At 68.4% G+C, this 16,508-nt stretch carries 13 protein-coding genes; 1 reads left to right on the top strand and 12 read right to left on the bottom strand.

All coding sequences use genetic code 11. The features are described from left to right. Positions 1-41: 41 nt before the first annotated feature. The 12 genes from KRX55_RS07010 to pyrR all read right to left on the bottom strand — a co-directional run bounded on the left by KRX55_RS07010 (position 42) and on the right by pyrR (position 14,862). Complete coding sequence (locus KRX55_RS07010) at positions 42-2,072, bottom strand: primosomal protein N' (protein ID WP_218407046.1); 2,031 nt, start codon at positions 2,070-2,072, stop codon at positions 42-44. A gap of 36 nt (positions 2,073-2,108) precedes the next feature. Next, complete coding sequence (metK, locus tag KRX55_RS07005; protein ID WP_218407045.1) at positions 2,109-3,332, bottom strand: methionine adenosyltransferase; 1,224 nt, start codon at positions 3,330-3,332, stop codon at positions 2,109-2,111. 203 nt (positions 3,333-3,535) lie between these two features. Further along, positions 3,536-4,822, bottom strand: coding sequence for a bifunctional phosphopantothenoylcysteine decarboxylase/phosphopantothenate--cysteine ligase CoaBC (coaBC, locus tag KRX55_RS07000; RefSeq protein ID WP_370625778.1), 1,287 nt, complete (start codon positions 4,820-4,822; stop codon positions 3,536-3,538). A gap of 178 nt (positions 4,823-5,000) precedes the next feature. Then, positions 5,001-5,276 carry a DNA-directed RNA polymerase subunit omega gene (gene rpoZ / locus KRX55_RS06995; RefSeq protein WP_198735977.1) on the bottom strand — a complete coding sequence of 92 codons (276 nt, stop codon included), beginning with the start codon at positions 5,274-5,276 and terminating at the stop codon, positions 5,001-5,003. A gap of 74 nt (positions 5,277-5,350) precedes the next feature. After that, entirely contained in the window at positions 5,351-5,923 is a 573-nt protein-coding gene (gmk, locus tag KRX55_RS06990) for a guanylate kinase (protein ID WP_218407044.1), read from the bottom strand. Between the two features lie 8 nt (positions 5,924-5,931). Next, positions 5,932-6,258 carry an integration host factor, actinobacterial type gene (gene mihF / locus KRX55_RS06985; RefSeq protein WP_198735979.1) on the bottom strand — a complete coding sequence of 109 codons (327 nt, stop codon included), beginning with the start codon at positions 6,256-6,258 and terminating at the stop codon, positions 5,932-5,934. Between the two features lie 229 nt (positions 6,259-6,487). After that, positions 6,488-7,318: an orotidine-5'-phosphate decarboxylase gene (gene pyrF, locus KRX55_RS06980; RefSeq protein ID WP_218407100.1), complete on the bottom strand. Its 831-nt coding sequence runs from the start codon at positions 7,316-7,318 to the stop codon at positions 6,488-6,490. 8 nt (positions 7,319-7,326) lie between these two features. Then, entirely contained in the window at positions 7,327-10,683 is a 3,357-nt protein-coding gene (carB, locus tag KRX55_RS06975; RefSeq protein ID WP_218407043.1) for a carbamoyl-phosphate synthase large subunit, read from the bottom strand. Positions 10,684-10,689: 6 nt separating this feature from the next. Then, positions 10,690-11,856, bottom strand: a complete 1,167-nt coding sequence (gene carA, locus KRX55_RS06970; RefSeq protein ID WP_370625777.1) for a glutamine-hydrolyzing carbamoyl-phosphate synthase small subunit — start codon at positions 11,854-11,856, stop codon at positions 10,690-10,692. Between the two features lie 87 nt (positions 11,857-11,943). Continuing rightward, complete coding sequence (locus KRX55_RS06965; RefSeq protein ID WP_218407041.1) at positions 11,944-13,302, bottom strand: dihydroorotase; 1,359 nt, start codon at positions 13,300-13,302, stop codon at positions 11,944-11,946. A gap of 53 nt (positions 13,303-13,355) precedes the next feature. Further along, the gene (locus tag KRX55_RS06960) at positions 13,356-14,279 is read right to left on the bottom strand and encodes an aspartate carbamoyltransferase catalytic subunit (RefSeq protein WP_218407040.1); all 924 of its coding nucleotides are present in this window, start codon (positions 14,277-14,279) and stop codon (positions 13,356-13,358) included. Positions 14,280-14,289: 10 nt separating this feature from the next. After that, positions 14,290-14,862, bottom strand: coding sequence for a bifunctional pyr operon transcriptional regulator/uracil phosphoribosyltransferase PyrR (pyrR, locus tag KRX55_RS06955; protein WP_218407039.1), 573 nt, complete (start codon positions 14,860-14,862; stop codon positions 14,290-14,292). Positions 14,863-15,014: 152 nt separating this feature from the next. Here pyrR and KRX55_RS06950 point away from each other — a divergent pair, with 152 nt between their 5' ends. Continuing rightward, positions 15,015-16,409 (top strand): TIGR01777 family oxidoreductase, encoded by a 1,395-nt coding sequence (locus KRX55_RS06950; protein ID WP_218407038.1) that lies wholly within the window; start codon positions 15,015-15,017, stop codon positions 16,407-16,409. Positions 16,410-16,508: the final 99 nt, after the last annotated feature.

Below are 16,508 nucleotides of genomic sequence, written 5' to 3'. Positions count from 1 at the left end.
GGATCGGTTGAAGTCCGTCGCCCCGACCCGGGTGACGGTGATCAGCCGACGTGCAGCGGGTCGATCTGGATGCGGAGGGGAAGCTCGTCCTTGCGGACGGCCCGCGCGGTCCGTCCCGACCTCAGCGCCCTGCCGAGTGCGCTCCGGTGCCCGGACCCGAGCGGTACCCTGACGAGGAGCCGTTGCGGAGGCCCGAACCGTGACTCGTCGTACTCCCCCGGCAGTGGGGAACCCGGCGGGAGGTCTACCGGCCCGAGGATATCCGCCCCCTCCGGCAGGTCGACCAGGTCGAGAAAGTCGTCGAGGGTGGTCTGGGGGCCGTCCACCGCGGCCAGGTGCACCGCCGGGGGAAGATCCACCTCACGACGCTGGGCCAGTTCCATCGCGGCCGCGGTGACGGGATCCCACCGGATCAGCGCCTGGACCGGGGCGAGTGCCGGGTCTGCGACGACGATCACCTCTCCCCCGTCCCCGTTGGGGGCGACGAGGGTCGCGGCCGCCATCCACTTCGCCAGTGTGTCCTCCGCGGCGCGGAGGTCCGCCCGGCCGAGGAGCGCCCAGGTGTCGAGCAGCAGACAGGCTCCGTAGGTGCCGTCCCTGACCGGAGGTTCGGCACCGGGGGTGGACACCACGAGCCGGGCGCCCGGCGGCACCTCGTCGAGGACCCGGGTTCCACCGGACGTGGAGACCGGGACCCTGGGGAACGCCCTGCCCAGTTCCTCGGCGGTCCGTTCGGAACCGAGCACCACGGCGCGGAGCCGGACGGACCCGCAGTTGCCGCACCGGTGGTTTGCGGCGGGACGTCCGCACCACCGGCACATCGGTACACCGGGTGCGTCGTCGCCGCCGGCCGGGAGTCCCAGTGGGCCGTTGCAGGCGCGGCACCGGGCGGGTGACCGGCACTGACCGCAGGCCAGGGTCGGCACGTACCCCTTGCGTGGGGTCTGGATCAGTACCGGCTCGTCCCGGTCCAGCGCCCTGCGGACCGCATCGAATGCGACGGCCGGGAGCCTGGCGGACCTGGCCAGCGGGTCCCGCTCGAGCGCGATGTCGCTGTCGGCGGTGGCCCGGACGCGGGGCATCCGCTGTCGCAGGACCTCGCGCGGAGCCACGAGATCGTGCATCCAGCCCTGCTCGACCATCAGCTGCACCTCGGTGGTCCGGGTGTGACCGCCGAGGATGAGTGCGCAGCCGCTCTGTGCACTGCGTGTGGTGAGCACCTCCCGGGCGTGTGTGTAGGGGGCGCGGGGGTCGATCAGGTTGTCGTCGCCGTCGTGGAGGAGCACGGCCAGCCTGAGGTCCGCGACCGGGGCGTAGGCCGCGCTCCGGGTGCCGATGACGAGCCGACCCTGGCCGTGGAGGACGGACAGGAATCGCCGGTAACGCGCCTGCGGCCCGAGGGCGGAATTCAATACGGTGATCTGCCGCGCGGAGACGAGTTCGCGGAGAGCCGATTCGAGCGTGTCGACGTCCCGTTGGTCCGGCAGCACGATGAGGACACCTCCTCCGGACCGGGCGGTCGCGACGGCCAGCCCCGCGAGGGCCGACGACCAGTCGTCACCGGGGGCGATCTGCCAGGCTGCGCGTGCCGCACGGCCGGCCAGGACGGCGTCGACGAAGTTCGGTCCGTACAGGTAGCTGAGCCACGGGGAGAGGTCGGGGTCGGTGACGGCGCCGAGCTCCTCCCAGGGAGTCGAGGTGTCCGAGTTCTCCGCGGTGGCGTGCCGGGCCGGGACCGCGGAGCGGATCAGATCGCTGCGCACCCCTCCGTAGCGGTCGCAGAGGGCTTCGACCAGAGCGCGGGTCGCCTCCGGGTAGACGATCTCCGGGGAGATCACCCGGTCCAGCCAGGCGAGATTTCCGGCGTGGTCGCTGACGGACGTCCGGGAGAGCACCACCGCGTCGACCAGACGCCCGGAGAACCGGATGCGGACCCTGACCCCGGGTTGGCAGTCGGCGTGCTGCTTCTCGTCGACGAGGTAGTCGAAGGGCCGGTCCAGGTGCGCGAGCCCGAGAAGCGGCAGAACCCGTGCCACCGGCGCACTCGGAGCCGGGGAACGGGGTCTGGACATGCCGGCAATTGTATATCGCCGGTACGGAGGAAGGGGTCAGAGACCGGCTGCGGCCCGGAGTTCGTCGACCCGGTTGATCTGCTCCCAGGGGAGATCGAGATCCGTCCGTCCGAAGTGACCGTACGCGGCGGTGGCGGCGTAGATCGGGCGCAGCAGATCCAGCTCCCTGATGATCGCGCCCGGGCGCAGGTCGAACACCTTCGCCACGGCTGCCTGGATGTCGGAGTCGGTCAGCCCGCTGTGCGCGGTTCCGAAGGTCTCGACGTAGAGCCCCACGGGGTTGGCCCGGCCGATGGCGTAGGCCACCTGGACCTCGGCACGGTCCGCGAGACCTGCGGCGACGATGTTCTTCGCGACCCAGCGCATTGCGTATGCGCCGGAGCGGTCGACCTTGCTCGGGTCCTTGCCGGAGAACGCGCCACCGCCGTGGCGGGCCATGCCGCCGTAGGTGTCGACGATGATCTTCCGTCCGGTGAGCCCGGCGTCGCCCATGGGGCCGCCGACGACGAAGGAGCCGGAGGGGTTGATGAGGATGGTCAGATCCCCGTCGACGAAGTCCTCGAGCTGTGCCTCCCGGATGACGTGGTCGATCACGTGGCTACGCAGCTGCTCCTCCAGCCACTCCTGACTGACGTCTGGATCGTGCTGTGTCGAGATGACCACCGTGTCCAGCCGTACGGGTCGGTCGTCGCCGTCATAGGCGAACGTGACCTGGGTCTTCCCGTCGGGCCGGAGGTTGGGGACGATACCGTCCTTGCGGACCTGGGTCAGTCGGCGTGCGAGCCGGTGGGCCGTGGCCGCGGGAAGCGGCATGTACTCGGGGGTCTCGTTCGAGGCGTACCCGAACATGAGTCCCTGGTCGCCTGCACCGCTCTGGTTGTCGTCGTCCCCGGTGTCTCCGTTCCGGACCTCGTGGGAGGTGTCTACTCCGGCGCCGATCTCCCGGGACTGCTCCCCGATCGCGACGGTGACACCACAGGTGGTTCCGTCGAAACCGACCTCGGAGGACGTGAATCCGATGTCGCGGAGTTTGGTGCGCACCAGCGCCGGGATCTCGACGTACCCGGAGCAGCGGACCTCACCGACGACGTGGACGAGGCCGGTGGTGACGACGGTCTCGACGGCGACCCTGGAATGCGGATCGACCTTGAGCATGGCGTCGAGGATCGTGTCGGAGATGGCGTCGCAGATCTTGTCCGGGTGCCCTTCAGTGACCGATTCGCTGGTGAACAGACGGACGGCGGTGGTGCCTACAGCCACGGTACTTCCTTCTCAACTCGGTGATTTCCTGGTTCGGCGGGCTCGCGCGGTGTTCCGGGGGCGACTGTACGGGAAGTCGCGGAGCACACCGTTGGGACGCCGCAAGCGGCGGCACCATGATCAATATAGACCAAGCTGTCTAAAACTGCAACGGTCCCCTCACCCGCCGGTCACGGGATCGGGGTCGGTGCGGAGAACCCCCGTCACCGCTCCATGGTGATCCGCACCACGGAATCCAGGATGAGCGAGGCCACCTCGAGCTTCGTGCCGTCCGGGACCTCCGTCGAGGAACCGTCGGGGGCGATCAGCCACCCACGGTTACGGCTGCGTCCGAACACCTTCCCGGAGCTGACGTCGTTGCACATCAGAAGATCGCAGCCCTTCCGCCGGATCTTCCGGAGCGCGTGATCCAGGACGGAGGCCTTCTCGTCGCCGGTCTCCGCCGCGAAACCGACGATCACCGTGTCCGCCGGGATCCGACCGTCCCGGCGGGCCGCGGTGAGTCCCGCGAGAATGTCCGGGTTCTCGGTGAGATCGAGAGCGGTCGGCGCGGACTCCGAGTTCTTCTTGAGCTTCGCGGGCGCGGTCACGGTGGGCCGGTAGTCCGCCACCGCGGCGGCCATGATGATGACGTCACTGTCTGCGGCGCGGGCGGTGACCTCCTCGGCGAGTTCGCGGGCCGACGAGACTCGGATGATCTCGGCGCCGCACGGCGTCGGGAGCTCATCGGTGGCCCCTGCGATCAGGGTCACCTCGGCACCGCGCTGTACCGCGACCTCGGCGAGCGCGAAGCCCTGCCTGCCGGAGCTGCGGTTCCCCAGGTAGCGGACGGGATCGATGTTCTCCCTGGTTCCACCGGCCGTGATCAGGATCCGACGGCCGGACAGGTCCCGCGGGAGCTCACGTCCGGCGAGCCGCAGGAGGGACAGGGCGATGATCTGCTCCGGATCCGGCAGCCTCCCGGCCCCGGAATCAGCTCCGGTGAGACGGCCGTGCGCGGGCTCCAGCACGGTCACCCCACGTTCGCGCAGCGTCGCGACGTTCGCACGCGTGGCAGGGTGGTTCCACATCTCGGTGTGCATCGCCGGCGCGACGACGACGGGGCAGGTGGCGACGAGACAGGTGGCGGTGAGCAGATCGTCCGCTCTGCCCGTCGCGAGACGTGCCAGGAGATCCGCCGTGGCGGGGGCGATGACCACGAGATCGGCCTCCTGTCCGACCCGGACATGCTGCACCCGGTGGACGCGATCGAAGACCCCTGTGGCGACGGGCTGACCGGACAGCGCCTCGAAGGTCGCCGCACCGACGAAGTTCAGTGCGGATTCCGTCGGCACGACACGGACCGGATACCCGCGTTCCGTGAAGCCGCGGACTATGTGGCAGGACTTGTAGGCGGCGATGCCGCCGGCGACGCCGAGGACGATATTCCCGGGGTGGTTCTCCGCGGTGTCGTGGGGTGCCGGAATGTCAGAGGGCGACGTACTGGTCACGGGGTCCTTCAATCATCAGTGGAGATTAGGTCGAGGCGCCGGGACCGACGCCGGAAAACACGAGACCCCTCCCCCGTGATGCGGACGGTCCGGAGGCTCCGGGGCCGACGGTGTCCGTGGAAGAGGGAAGGGTGCATGTGGTGGGACGGCGAATGCGTCGGAACCGACGTCGAGGGTCTCAGCCTTCCTCGTGGTCGAGCATTCCGCGGTTGATCTCGCGGAGCGCGACGGTGAGCGGCTTCGCCTGACTGTCGTCGATCAGCGGGCCAACGAACTCGAAGACACCTTCATCACGCTGATGGAGGTAGCTGTTGATCTGGCGCGCCCGCTTGGCGGCGAAGATCACGAGGGCGTACTTCGAGGACACCTTGTCCAGCAGTTCGTCGATCGGCGGATCGGTGATACCGACCGGCGGATCGAAGACGGCCTCGGTTGCGGTGATGTCATTGGTCACTGTTTAGCACCTTCAAGAGTCGGGGAAGAAAAAGTGTTGCTGGTTCGCCCGGGAGAACTGGATTCCCGGATCTGTCAGTCGCCGGTGAGGATCGCGCGGATCTGCGCGACAGCCCGGTCCACGTCGTCGTTGACGATGACGTGGTCGAACTCGTCCGCGGAGGCCAGCTCCTCCCGGGCCGTCTGCAACCGGCGCTCGATGACGTCGGCCGGTTCCGTACCACGTCCCGTCAGGCGCTCCACGAGCGTCTCCCACGAGGGGGGCGCGAGGAACACCGTGCGGGATTCGGGCATGAGCCGCGCGACGTTCCGTGCCCCGACCAGATCCACCTCCACGAGCACGGGGCGCCGGAGTTCCAGCGCCTCGCGGACAGGCCGGGCGGGCGTTCCGGACCGCTGCAGACCACCGTGAATCTCAGCCCATTCGAGCATGTCACCCGCGTCGATGGTCCGCTGGAACTCCTCCGGGGTGACGTAGAGGTAGTCACGGCCGTGAACTTCTCCGGGGCGTGGCGCGCGTGTCGTCATCGACACGGAGAAGAACAGGTCGGGCACTTCATCACGGAGCCGATTGACCACGGTCGATTTCCCGACCGCGGAAGGCCCGGCGAGCACGACGAGACGTGCTGGGTTCCGATCACCCGACATGTCGACGACTAGTCCTCTTCGGAGAAGCCGAAACGCTCCAGAAGCGCGCGGCGCTGACGGTCACCGAGCCCACGGAGACGGCGGGTCTGCGCGATCTCGAGCTCCTCCATGATCTCCTTGGCCTTGACCTTGCCCACCTTGGGCATGGCCTCGAGCAGTGCGGAGACCTTGGTCTTGCCGATGATCTCATCGCTCTGCGCCTGGGCGAGCACCTCCTTCAGGTTGGTGCCACCTCGCTTCAGCTTCTCCTTCAGCTCGGCACGTGCCTTGCGGGCCTCGGCGGCCTTGGCAAGGGCGTCCTTGCGCTGCTCATCGGTCAACTTGGGAAGGGCCACGGGGTTCCTCCGTTTTTCATTTTCTCGGACAATGTCATTGGGTAGTCGCGGGGTCCGGTTCTACCAGTTCCCGCCGGCTCCGACAACGCTAATCTCATCGGTGTCAGCCAGCGAACTTGGAACAGTCTAACACTAGTGACGCAAAGTCAAAGGTCGGGGCGGGAAAGGCCGTTGCCGCGGGCCGCCGAATTCGCGCTGAACAGTGGTTTCCCCACCACCCGACGGAGCGTCAGCCGCCGAATGCCCCTGCCTGCTCCACACAGGCTTTCCGCAGGTCACCGATGTTCGGCCCCGCACGCAGAATGCCACGGGAGACGCTGGCGAAAGCCAACGTCCCGACACCACGGGTGAGTAGGTCCACATCGTCGGGTCCGGCACCCTGGGCGCCGACCCCGGGCAGGAGGACCGGCCCACCGAGCTCGGCCAGGGCCGGGGCGTCGGTCACGGTCGCACCGACCACGACCCCGCAGGGGCCGAAACCTCCGCGGGCGACGAAGGGGGCGTTGTGGGCGGCGCAGGAATCGACGACGTACTGCGCGACCGACGTACCGTCGGCCCTACCCGCACGCTGCACCTCGGGGCCCTCCGGGTTCGAGGTCGCGGCGAGCACGAACACGCCCCTCCCCTTCTCAACGGCCAGGGACACGGCCGGGTCCAGGGAACCGAACCCGAGGTACGGGGAGACGGTCACGGCGTCCACGGCGAGCGGCGAGTCGTCGTCGAGCCAGGCACCCGCGTAGGCGGCCATGGTGGAACCGATGTCTCCCCGCTTCGCGTCCGCGAGTACCAGACACCCGGCTTCCCGCAGCGAGCGGATCGTCTCCTCCAGAACCGCGTAGCCCGCACTGCCGTACCGCTCGAAGAAGGCGACCTGCGGCTTCACGAGGGCGGCGGTGTCCGCGAAGGCGTCCACGCAGATCCGGGCGAAGTCGGCCAGTCCGGTGGCGTCCGTCGTCAGCCCCCAGTCACGGAGCAGACCCGGGTGCGGGTCGATGCCGACGCACAGCCGACCCCGGGCCGCACCGGCCGCGGCGAGCCGGTCCCCGAAGGACGGGGTCACGGTGTCGCTCATTCCTTCTCCCTGACCATGTCGACTGCGTGGTCGAGCTGCTGGAGCGCACGCACGGTGAGTTCACCGGAACGCATGGCCTCAATTCCCTGGACGGCCGCGGTGACGCCCTGGACGGTGGTCACCAGCGGCACACCGACCGAGACCGCGGAGGAACGGATGTCGTAGCCGTCGTGCCGCGCGCCGGCGGATCCGGCGGGCGTGTTGAGGATGAGGTCGATGTCCCCGCCCAGGATCCGGTCGACCACGGAGATCCTGTCGTCGCCCTCCCTGACGTCGGAGTGCTTGTACACCACCTCACACTCGATCCCGTTGCGGCGCAGCATCTGCGCCGTGCCGGAGGTGGCCAGAATCCTGAATCCGAGGGTGGCCAGCCGCTGGATCGGGAAGATCAGGGTCCGCTTGTCCCGGTTGGCGACGGACACGAAGACCGTGCCCTCGGTCGGCAGGCCCCCGTAGGCACCGTCCTCGGCCTTGGCGTAGGCGGCTCCGAAGTTGTCCGCCAGGCCCATGACCTCACCGGTGGACTTCATCTCCGGGGACAGCAGGCTGTCGAGCAGGGATCCGTCCGCCCGGCGGAACCTGTTGAACGGCAGGACCGCCTCCTTGACCGCGATGGGTGCATCGAGCGGCAGTGAACCGCCGTCGTGACTGGTCGGGATCATGCCTTCCTGCCTGAGCTCGGCCAGTGTCGCGCCGAGGGAGATACGGGCGGCCGCCTTCGCCAGCGGGACGCCCGTGGCCTTGGACACGAACGGAACGGTACGGGAGGCGCGGGGGTTGGCCTCGATGACGTAGAGGATGTCGTCCTTCAGGGCGTACTGGACGTTCATCAGGCCCCGGACACCGATCCCGTGCGCCAGCTTGACCGTGGACTCTCGGACCTTGGCGATGTCCTCCGGTCCGAGCGTCATGGGCGGCAGCGCACACGCGGAGTCGCCGGAGTGGATGCCGGCCTCCTCGATGTGCTCCATCACGCCGGCGAGATAGACCTCGTCGCCGTCGCAGAGGGCGTCGACGTCGATCTCGATGGCGTTGTCCAGGAACCGGTCGACGAGCACCGGATGATCGGCGGTGATCTCGGTGGCGCGGTCGATGTAGTCGGACAGCGACTGCTCGTCGTAGACGATCTCCATTCCGCGTCCACCGAGCACGTAGCTCGGGCGGACGAGAACCGGGTAGCCGATCTCCTCGGCCACGGCGCGGGCCTCCCGGAAGGAGGTGGCGGTGCCGAAGGCCGGGGCCGGGAGCTCCGCCTTGCGCAGGACCTCACCGAACTCGCCGCGGTCCTCGGCGAGATCGATGGCCTCGGGGCTGGTGCCGACGACCGGGACACCGGCGTCGCGCAGCTTCTCCGCCAGGCCCAGCGGAGTCTGGCCACCGAGCTGCACGATGACGCCCGCGACGGTGCCGGACTGTGTCTCGGCGTGGTAGACCTCCATGACATCCTCGAACGTCAGCGGCTCGAAGTAGAGGCGATCGGCGGTGTCGTAGTCGGTGGAGACGGTCTCCGGGTTGCAGTTCACCATGACCGTCTCGTATCCGACGCGGGAGAGCTCCAGCGCGGCGTGCACACAGGAGTAGTCGAACTCGATGCCCTGGCCGATCCGGTTCGGGCCGGAGCCGAGGATGATGACCTTCTCCCGTTCGGTCTGGGGCGCGACCTCGGATTCCGCCGCCGGGTCGAGCTCGTAGGCCGAGTAGTGGTACGGGGTCTTCGCCTCGAACTCGGCGGCGCAGGTGTCGACGGTCTTGAATACGGGCCGGACGCCGAGGGACCAGCGCAGGCGGCGGACCCCGTCCTCGCCGGCGAGCTCCGGGCGCAGTGCCGCGATCTGCAGGTCGGACAGTCCGTACCATTTCGCGGTGCGCAGCAGCTCCTCGGTGAGCACCGGTGCGTCCTCGAGGGTGGAACGGAAGTCGACGAGCGCCTGCAGTTCGCCGAGGAACCAGGGGTCGATGCCGCTGGCCTCGTGGACCTGCTCGACCGTGGCGCCGAGACGGAGCGCGAGCTCCGCGTCGTAGATCCGGCCCTCGGTCGGGCGCTTCAGATCGGCCAGAACCGCGTCGACGTCGGTGGCCCTGTCGCCGGCGAAGAACTCGTCGGGTTTCGTCCAGAATCCGGTCTGCTTGGTCTCCAGGGAGCGCATGACCTTGCCGAGGGCGGCGATGTAGTTGCGGCCCAGGGACATCGCCTCACCGACGGACTTCATGGTCGTGGTGAGGGTGTCGTCGGCCCCGGGGAACTTCTCGAAGGCGAAGCGGGGCGCCTTGACGACGACGTAGTCGAGGGTCGGTTCGAAGGCGGCCGGGGTGACGCCGGTGATGTCGTTGGTGATCTCGTCGAGCGTGTAGCCGATGGCGAGCTTGGCGGCGATCTTGGCGATCGGGAAACCGGTCGCCTTGGACGCCAGCGCCGAGGAGCGGGAGACGCGGGGGTTCATCTCGATGGTGATCAGGCGGCCGTCGTCGGGGTTGATCGCGAACTGGATGTTGCAGCCGCCGGTGTCGACGCCGACCTCGCGGAGGATCGCGAAGCCCTGGTCGCGCATGATCTGGAACTCACGGTCCGTCAGCGTCATGGAGGGCGCGACGGTGACGGAGTCGCCGGTGTGGACGCCGAGGGCGTCGACGTTCTCGATGGAACAGACGACGACGCAGTTGTCGTTGGCGTCACGCATGAGCTCGAGCTCGAACTCCTTCCAACCGAGGATGGACTCCTCGATGAGGACGTTCGCCTCGGGGCTGGCGGCCAGTCCCCCACCGGCGATCCGTTCGAGGTCCTCGTCCGTGTAGGCGAGGCCGCTGCCGAGGCCGCCCATGGTGAACGACGGCCGGACGACGACGGGCAGGCCGAGTTCGGCGACGGTCTCCCGGACCTCGTCCATGTTGTGGCAGACCCGCGAACGGGCGGATTCGCCGCCGATGCGCTCGACGATGTCCTTGAACTTCTGCCGGTCCTCGCCGCGTTCGATCGCGTCGATGTCCGCGCCGATCAGTTCGACGTCGTACTTCTTCAGGCTGCCGCGGCGGTCGAGGGCGATGGCGGCATTCAGCGCGGTCTGCCCGCCGAGGGTCGCGAGGACGGCGTCGACGGGGTGGCCGGCGGTGCGTTCCGCCTCGAAGATCTTCTCGATGTACTCGGGCCGGATCGGCTCGACGTAGGTGTGGTCGGCGAACTCGGGATCGGTCATGATCGTCGCCGGGTTGGAGTTGATGAGGGTGACCCGCAGCCCCTCCTCCTTCAGGACGCGGCAGGCCTGGGTGCCTGAGTAGTCGAACTCGCAGGCCTGTCCGATGACGATCGGCCCGGAGCCGATGACCAGGACGTGGTTGATGTCACTACGTTTGGGCATGGGTTCTTAACCTTCCGTCGGGGTGCTGCGGGTGGACATGAGCTCGACGAAACGGTCGAACAGTGGGTTGGCGTCGTGGGGGCCGGCCGCGGCCTCCGGGTGGTACTGCACGGAGTACGCCAGTCCGTTGGTGAGTGCGACGCCCTCGACGACATCGTCGTTGAGGCAGGTGTGGGTGACCTTCGCGGGCCCGAAGTCGGTGTCGAACTCGACACCGGCCTCGCCTTTGAGCGCGAAGCCGTGGTTCTGGGCGGTGATCTCGACGGTGCCGGTGGAGTGGTCGAGCACCGGGACGTTGATGCCGCGGTGGCCGAACTTGAGCTTGTAGGTCTCCATCCCGAGGGCGCGGCCGAGGATCTGGTTACCGAAGCAGATCCCGAAGAACGGGATCTTCGCGGCCAGGACGTCGCGGACCGCGGCGACCATGTCGTCCGCGGTGGCCGGGTCCCCGGGCCCGTTGGAGACGAACACACCGTCCGGCGAGTAGGAGGAGATGGTGTCGAAGTCGGTTCCCGCGGGGACGACGACGGTGCGGATACCGCGGGCGGCGAAGTTGCGCGGGGTGTTGGTCTTGATGCCCATGTCGAAGGCGACGACGGTGAAGCGGTGCTCGCCGTCGGGTTCGACGGTGTAGGGCTCGGTGCAGCTGACCTCGCACGCGAGGTCCGCGCCGGCCATGGCGGGCTGCTCATTCACGATCCGGACGAGTTCGTCGGTGTCCCGCTGAGCGTCGGCTCCGCTGAATACGCCCGCGGACATGGATCCGTGGTTCCGGAGGTGCCGGACGAGTGCGCGGGTGTCCACACCACGGATGCCGACGATCCCCTGTTTCTCCATCTCTTCGGCGAGGGTCCGTTCGGCACGCCAGTTGGAGACGCGGTGGGCGAGATCCCGGACGACGAGGCCCGCGACCCAGATCCGGTCACCACGGGATTCTCCGTCCTCGTCGTTCCACCCGGTGTTGCCGATCTGGGGGGCGGTCGCGACGACGATCTGACGGTGGTAGGACGGATCGGTCATCGTCTCCTGGTACCCGGTCATGCCGGTGGTGAACACCGCTTCACCGAGGGTGGTGCCGGTGGCACCGAAACCGAAGCCGCGGTAGGTTCGGCCGTCGGCGAGGACGAGAACTGCTGGGATGTCGGTCCGCTTGGTGTCGACGGAGTCGCTCACGGGGCCGCCTTTCGGGGGTCTGGGATGAGAATCAGTTTTATTCATTGGGCTGTATTCTATTCAATCTCTTCGTCGGTCGCGCCGGGCTCAGTTCCGGGGCGCGGCCGCGACGCCGTCTTCGCAGGTGACCCGACCCCGGAGGATGGTCGCGCGGACCCGCGTGGAGAACTCCCGCCCCTCATAGGGGGTGTTCTCCGCCTTCGACGCCATCTCGGCACCTCGTGCGGTCCACCGGGAATCGGGATCGATGACGCACAGGTTGGCGGGTTCACCCTCGGCGATCGGTCGACCGTGGCCCGGGAGCCGGGTGATCTCCGCCGGGCGCTCGCTCATCACCTTCGCCACCCAACGCCAGTCCGCGAGGCCGGTCTCCACGAACAGCTGGGCGATGATGGCCAGCGAGGTCTCGAGGCCGAGCATGCCCGGTCGAGCGTTCTCGAACTCGCAGCACTTCTCCTCGGAGCCGTGGGGGGCGTGGTCGGTGGACACACAGTCGATGATCCCGTCGAGGAGGGCCTGCCGCAGGACGTGGGTGTCGCTGTCCTCGCGCAGCGGTGGGTTCACTCGGTACCGCCCGTCGTAGGAGGTGAGGAGCTCATCGGTCAGCAGAAGATGATGCGGCGTGACCTCGGAGGTCAGCGGAATGTCGTGCTCGCGGGCCCAGGTGAGCAGCTCGACCGTGCCCGCGGTCGACGCGTGGCAGATGTGCACCCGACCACCGTAGTCGCGGGCGAGCAGTGCGTCCCGGATCACGATGGATTCCTCGGCGGCACGGGGCCAGCCCCGGAGTCCGAGCTCGGCGGCGACCTCCCCCTCGTGGGCCACGGCTCCCAGCGTCAGACGGGGATCCTCGCAGTGCTGGGCCAGCAGCACTTCGGTGCCGCGGGCGTACTCGAGGGCCCGGCGCATGATCAGCGGATCGGAGACGCACACACCGTCGTCGGAGAACATCCGGACCTTTGCCGCGGAGTCGGCCATCATGCCGAACTCGGTGATCTCCTTACCCGAAAGCCCCTTGGTGATGGAGCCGACCGGATGGACGTCACACAGTCCGGTGTTCTGGCCCTTGAACCAGACCGACTCGGCGATGATCGGCTGGTCGGTCACCGGGGTCGTGTTCGCCATGGTGAAGACGGCCGTGAACCCGCCCTTCGCCGCCGCGGCGGAGCCGGTCGCGATCGTCTCGGTGTCCTCGCGACCGGGTTCCCGCAGATGCACGTGCATGTCGACGAGGCCGGGCAGGAGCACGCCGCCGGCACCGTCGACGCGACGGTCGGCGGCGGTGTCGGATGCGGCGTCGAGTGAGGTGATCACGCCGTCGGTGACCAGTACGTTGACCGGATCGCCCTCACCGTAGGGGCGGACGTCGGTGATGAGGAGGGTGCCCGGCTCCGCAGGAGCGAGAATGCCGGTCGCGGGCCAGTCGGAGGGATGTGGTGCAGTCATGGGAATCACGTGTCCTGGGAATGTCTGAGAAGGGTTCGGGGTGGGGCGGGCCATCAGCCGGCCAGGAGGGTGAACAGGACGGCCATCCGGAGGTGGACGCCGTTGGACACCTGCTGCAGCACAGCTGTCTGCGGCGCGTCGGCGACGCTGTAGTTGATCTCCATGCCGCGCAGCATCGGGCCGGGGTGCATGACGATGCAGTCCTTCTTCAGCCGGGCGAGCCGGTCCTTCGACAGCCCGTACCGGTTCGCGTACTCCCTGTGCGAGGGGAAGAAACCGCCGAGCATGCGTTCCTGCTGGACGCGGAGCATCATCACCACGTCTGCGTCGACGATCTCGTCGTCCATGGACCACGCGGTGCGCACGGGCCAGTTCTCCACACCGGTGGGCAGGAGCGTCGGCGGCGCGACGAGCACGACCTCCGCGCCGAGGGTCGACAGCAGGTCGACGTTGGAGCGCACGACCCGGGAATGCAGGCAGTCGCCGACCAGGACGACCTTCCGTCCCTCGACGGAGCCGAGCCGCTGGCGCATGGTGACGGCGTCGAGGAGCGCCTGTGTGGGGTGCTGGTGAGCGCCGTCGCCGGCGTTGATGACGCTCGGCCCGTCACCACCGGGCGCGACCCACTGCGCGAGCTGCTGCGCGGCGCCCGAGGACGGATGCCGGATGATGAGTGCGTCGGCGCCGACGGCCTTCAGGGTCAGCCCCGTGTCCTTCAGCGATTCCCCCTTCTTCACCGAGGACGATGAGGCGGAGATGTTGATGACGTCCGCGCTCATCCATTTGCCCGCGGTCTCGAACGACGAACGGGTGCGGGTCGAATTCTCGTAGAAGACGGTGAAGATGGTCCGGCCGCGGAGCGTCGGGAGCTTCTTCACCTCACGCCCCTCGAGTGCCTCCCGGAACCGGTCGGCCTCATCCATCAGACCGATGATCTGGTCACGGTCGAGGTCCTTGATACTGAGCAGATGCTTCATGGGGTATCCCTCACGCCCCGTCGGGGCGGGTCAGTACGACGGCGTCCCGGCCGTCGATGTCTTCGAGCAGGACGTCGACGTCCTCGGAACGGGAGGTCGGGATGTTCTTCCCGACGTAGTCGGCGCGGATGGGCAGCTGCCGGTGACCGCGATCCACCAGGACCGCCAACTGGATGACGTCGGGCCGCCCCAGGTCGCGCAGGGCGTCGAGTGCGGCGCGGATGGTGCGTCCGGAGTAGAGGACGTCGTCGACGAGGATGACGGTCGCACCGTCGATTCCCCCGGCGGGCACGTCGGTGGGCTGCAGCGCCCGGTGCCCGCGCGAACGCAGGTCGTCCCGGTAGAGCGTGATGTCCAGCGAACCGCAGGAGATGTCCACCCCCGAAAACTCCGCGATCCTGCTCTTCAGCCGCCGTGCGAGGGGCACTCCCCCGGAGGGGATCCCCAACAGAATGACGCGACCCGACTCCGCAGAGTCCAGGGCCGTCTTCTCAATGATCTGGTGCGCGATGCGCGCGACCGTCCGGTTGACATCGTCCGCTGACAGCAGCTCCGTCTTCACCGGTTGATCGTGTCCGCTCATCGTGACCTCCTTTCCCGCCTCACGGTGCGGTTCCTTAAAGGATGCCTATGCTTGAACTACGATGATCACCCTAGCACCACCGGAACCGACGGGAAACGCTTCTCCGCCGGAACCACCCATCCGGCGGTGGAACTGACGACGGGAGCGCCAGCATGAGCCTGACGACCAGCCACTTCGTGCCCTTCGACAGGGAGGACGTCTGGGACTGGCACACGCGTACCGGAGCGGTCGTGCGCCTGTCTCCCCCGTTCGCCCCCATGACCCCGGTCCGGGAGGCCAGCCGTCTCTCCGACGGAACGACCGTGTTCAGCCTCCCCGCCGGCCTCAAGTGGGTCGCCCGGCACGACCTCTCGGGGTACCGCCGGGGCCACCGGTTCACGGATGTCTGCGTGTCGGCGCCACTCAGGGCCCTGGCCAACTGGCGGCACGTGCACACCTTCGCCGACGCGCCCGGCGGGACCGTCATCACGGACGAGGTCACCACCCGTGTCCCCGGATCCACGTTGACCGGATTGTTCGCCTACCGCCAGCACCAGTTGTTCGAGGACCTGAAGTTCCTGGCGCGATTGTCCGCCCACACCCCCGGGGAACTGCGGGACGACGACGGAAATCCCCGTCGGCTGACCATCGCGGTCACCGGCTCCGGAGGTACCGTCGGCCGCGCCCTGTGCGCACAGCTCGGCACCGCAGGGCACACCGTCATCAGGCTCCGGCGGGGAAACGTGGACGATCGGGAGGACACGCGCGCGTGGAATCCCTCCGATCCCGACCCCGATCTGCTGAGTGGGGTCGACGTCCTCGTCCACCTCGCGGGCGAACCGTTGCTCGGCCGATTCACCGAGGGCCACAAGCGCTCGATCCGGGAGTCGAGGACGGCGCCGACGCGGTACCTCGCCGAACTCGTCGCCGCCTCCCCCGGCTGCCGCACGATGATCTGCGCCTCGGCCATCGGTTTCTACGGCCACGACCGCGGCGACGAGATCCTCACCGACGTGTCCGCTCCGGGAGAAGGATTCCTCGCCGAGGTGTGCCGGGACTGGGAGCGGGCGTGCCAACCCGCCACCGACGCCGGGAAACGGGTCGTCAACATCCGGACCGGCATCGTGCTCGCCGGCACGGGCGGGGTGCTCCCCCTGCTGAAGATGCTGTTCTCGGCGGGGCTCGGTGGAAAGTTCGGTGACGGGTCGATCTGGTTCAGCTGGATCTCGATCGACGACCTCACGGACATCTACTGCCGCGCGATCGTCGACCCCGCGCTCAGCGGCCCGATCAACGCCACGGCCCCCAACCCCGTCCGCAACGCGGAGATGACCGAGGCGCTCGCCAGCGAGCTCAACCGACCGGCGTTCCTCCAGATACCGACCCTCGGACCGAAGCTCCTCCTCGGCAGTGAGGGGGCCGAGCAGATCGCCCTCGCCAACCAACGGGTCGCCCCCACGATCCTCGAATCGCTGGAACACACATTCCGGCATCCGACGATCGACGTCGCGCTCGCCCACGAGCTCGGTGGCGAGGAACTTCTCGGTTCCACGGGGACCACCCCGTGACCCGACCCGGTGTCCGGTCGGACCGTGTGAGCGGCAGGGCCCTCATCCCCGGTATCATTGGCCAGACACGTGCGGTGTCCTCACGCCGCCCCCATTCAG

It is taken from the genome of Corynebacterium sp. TAE3-ERU16 (genome assembly GCF_019209935.1).
GTDB classification, from domain to species: domain Bacteria; phylum Actinomycetota; class Actinomycetes; order Mycobacteriales; family Mycobacteriaceae; genus Corynebacterium; species Corynebacterium antarcticum.
This window is presented reverse-complemented; position numbering and strand designations above follow the sequence as displayed.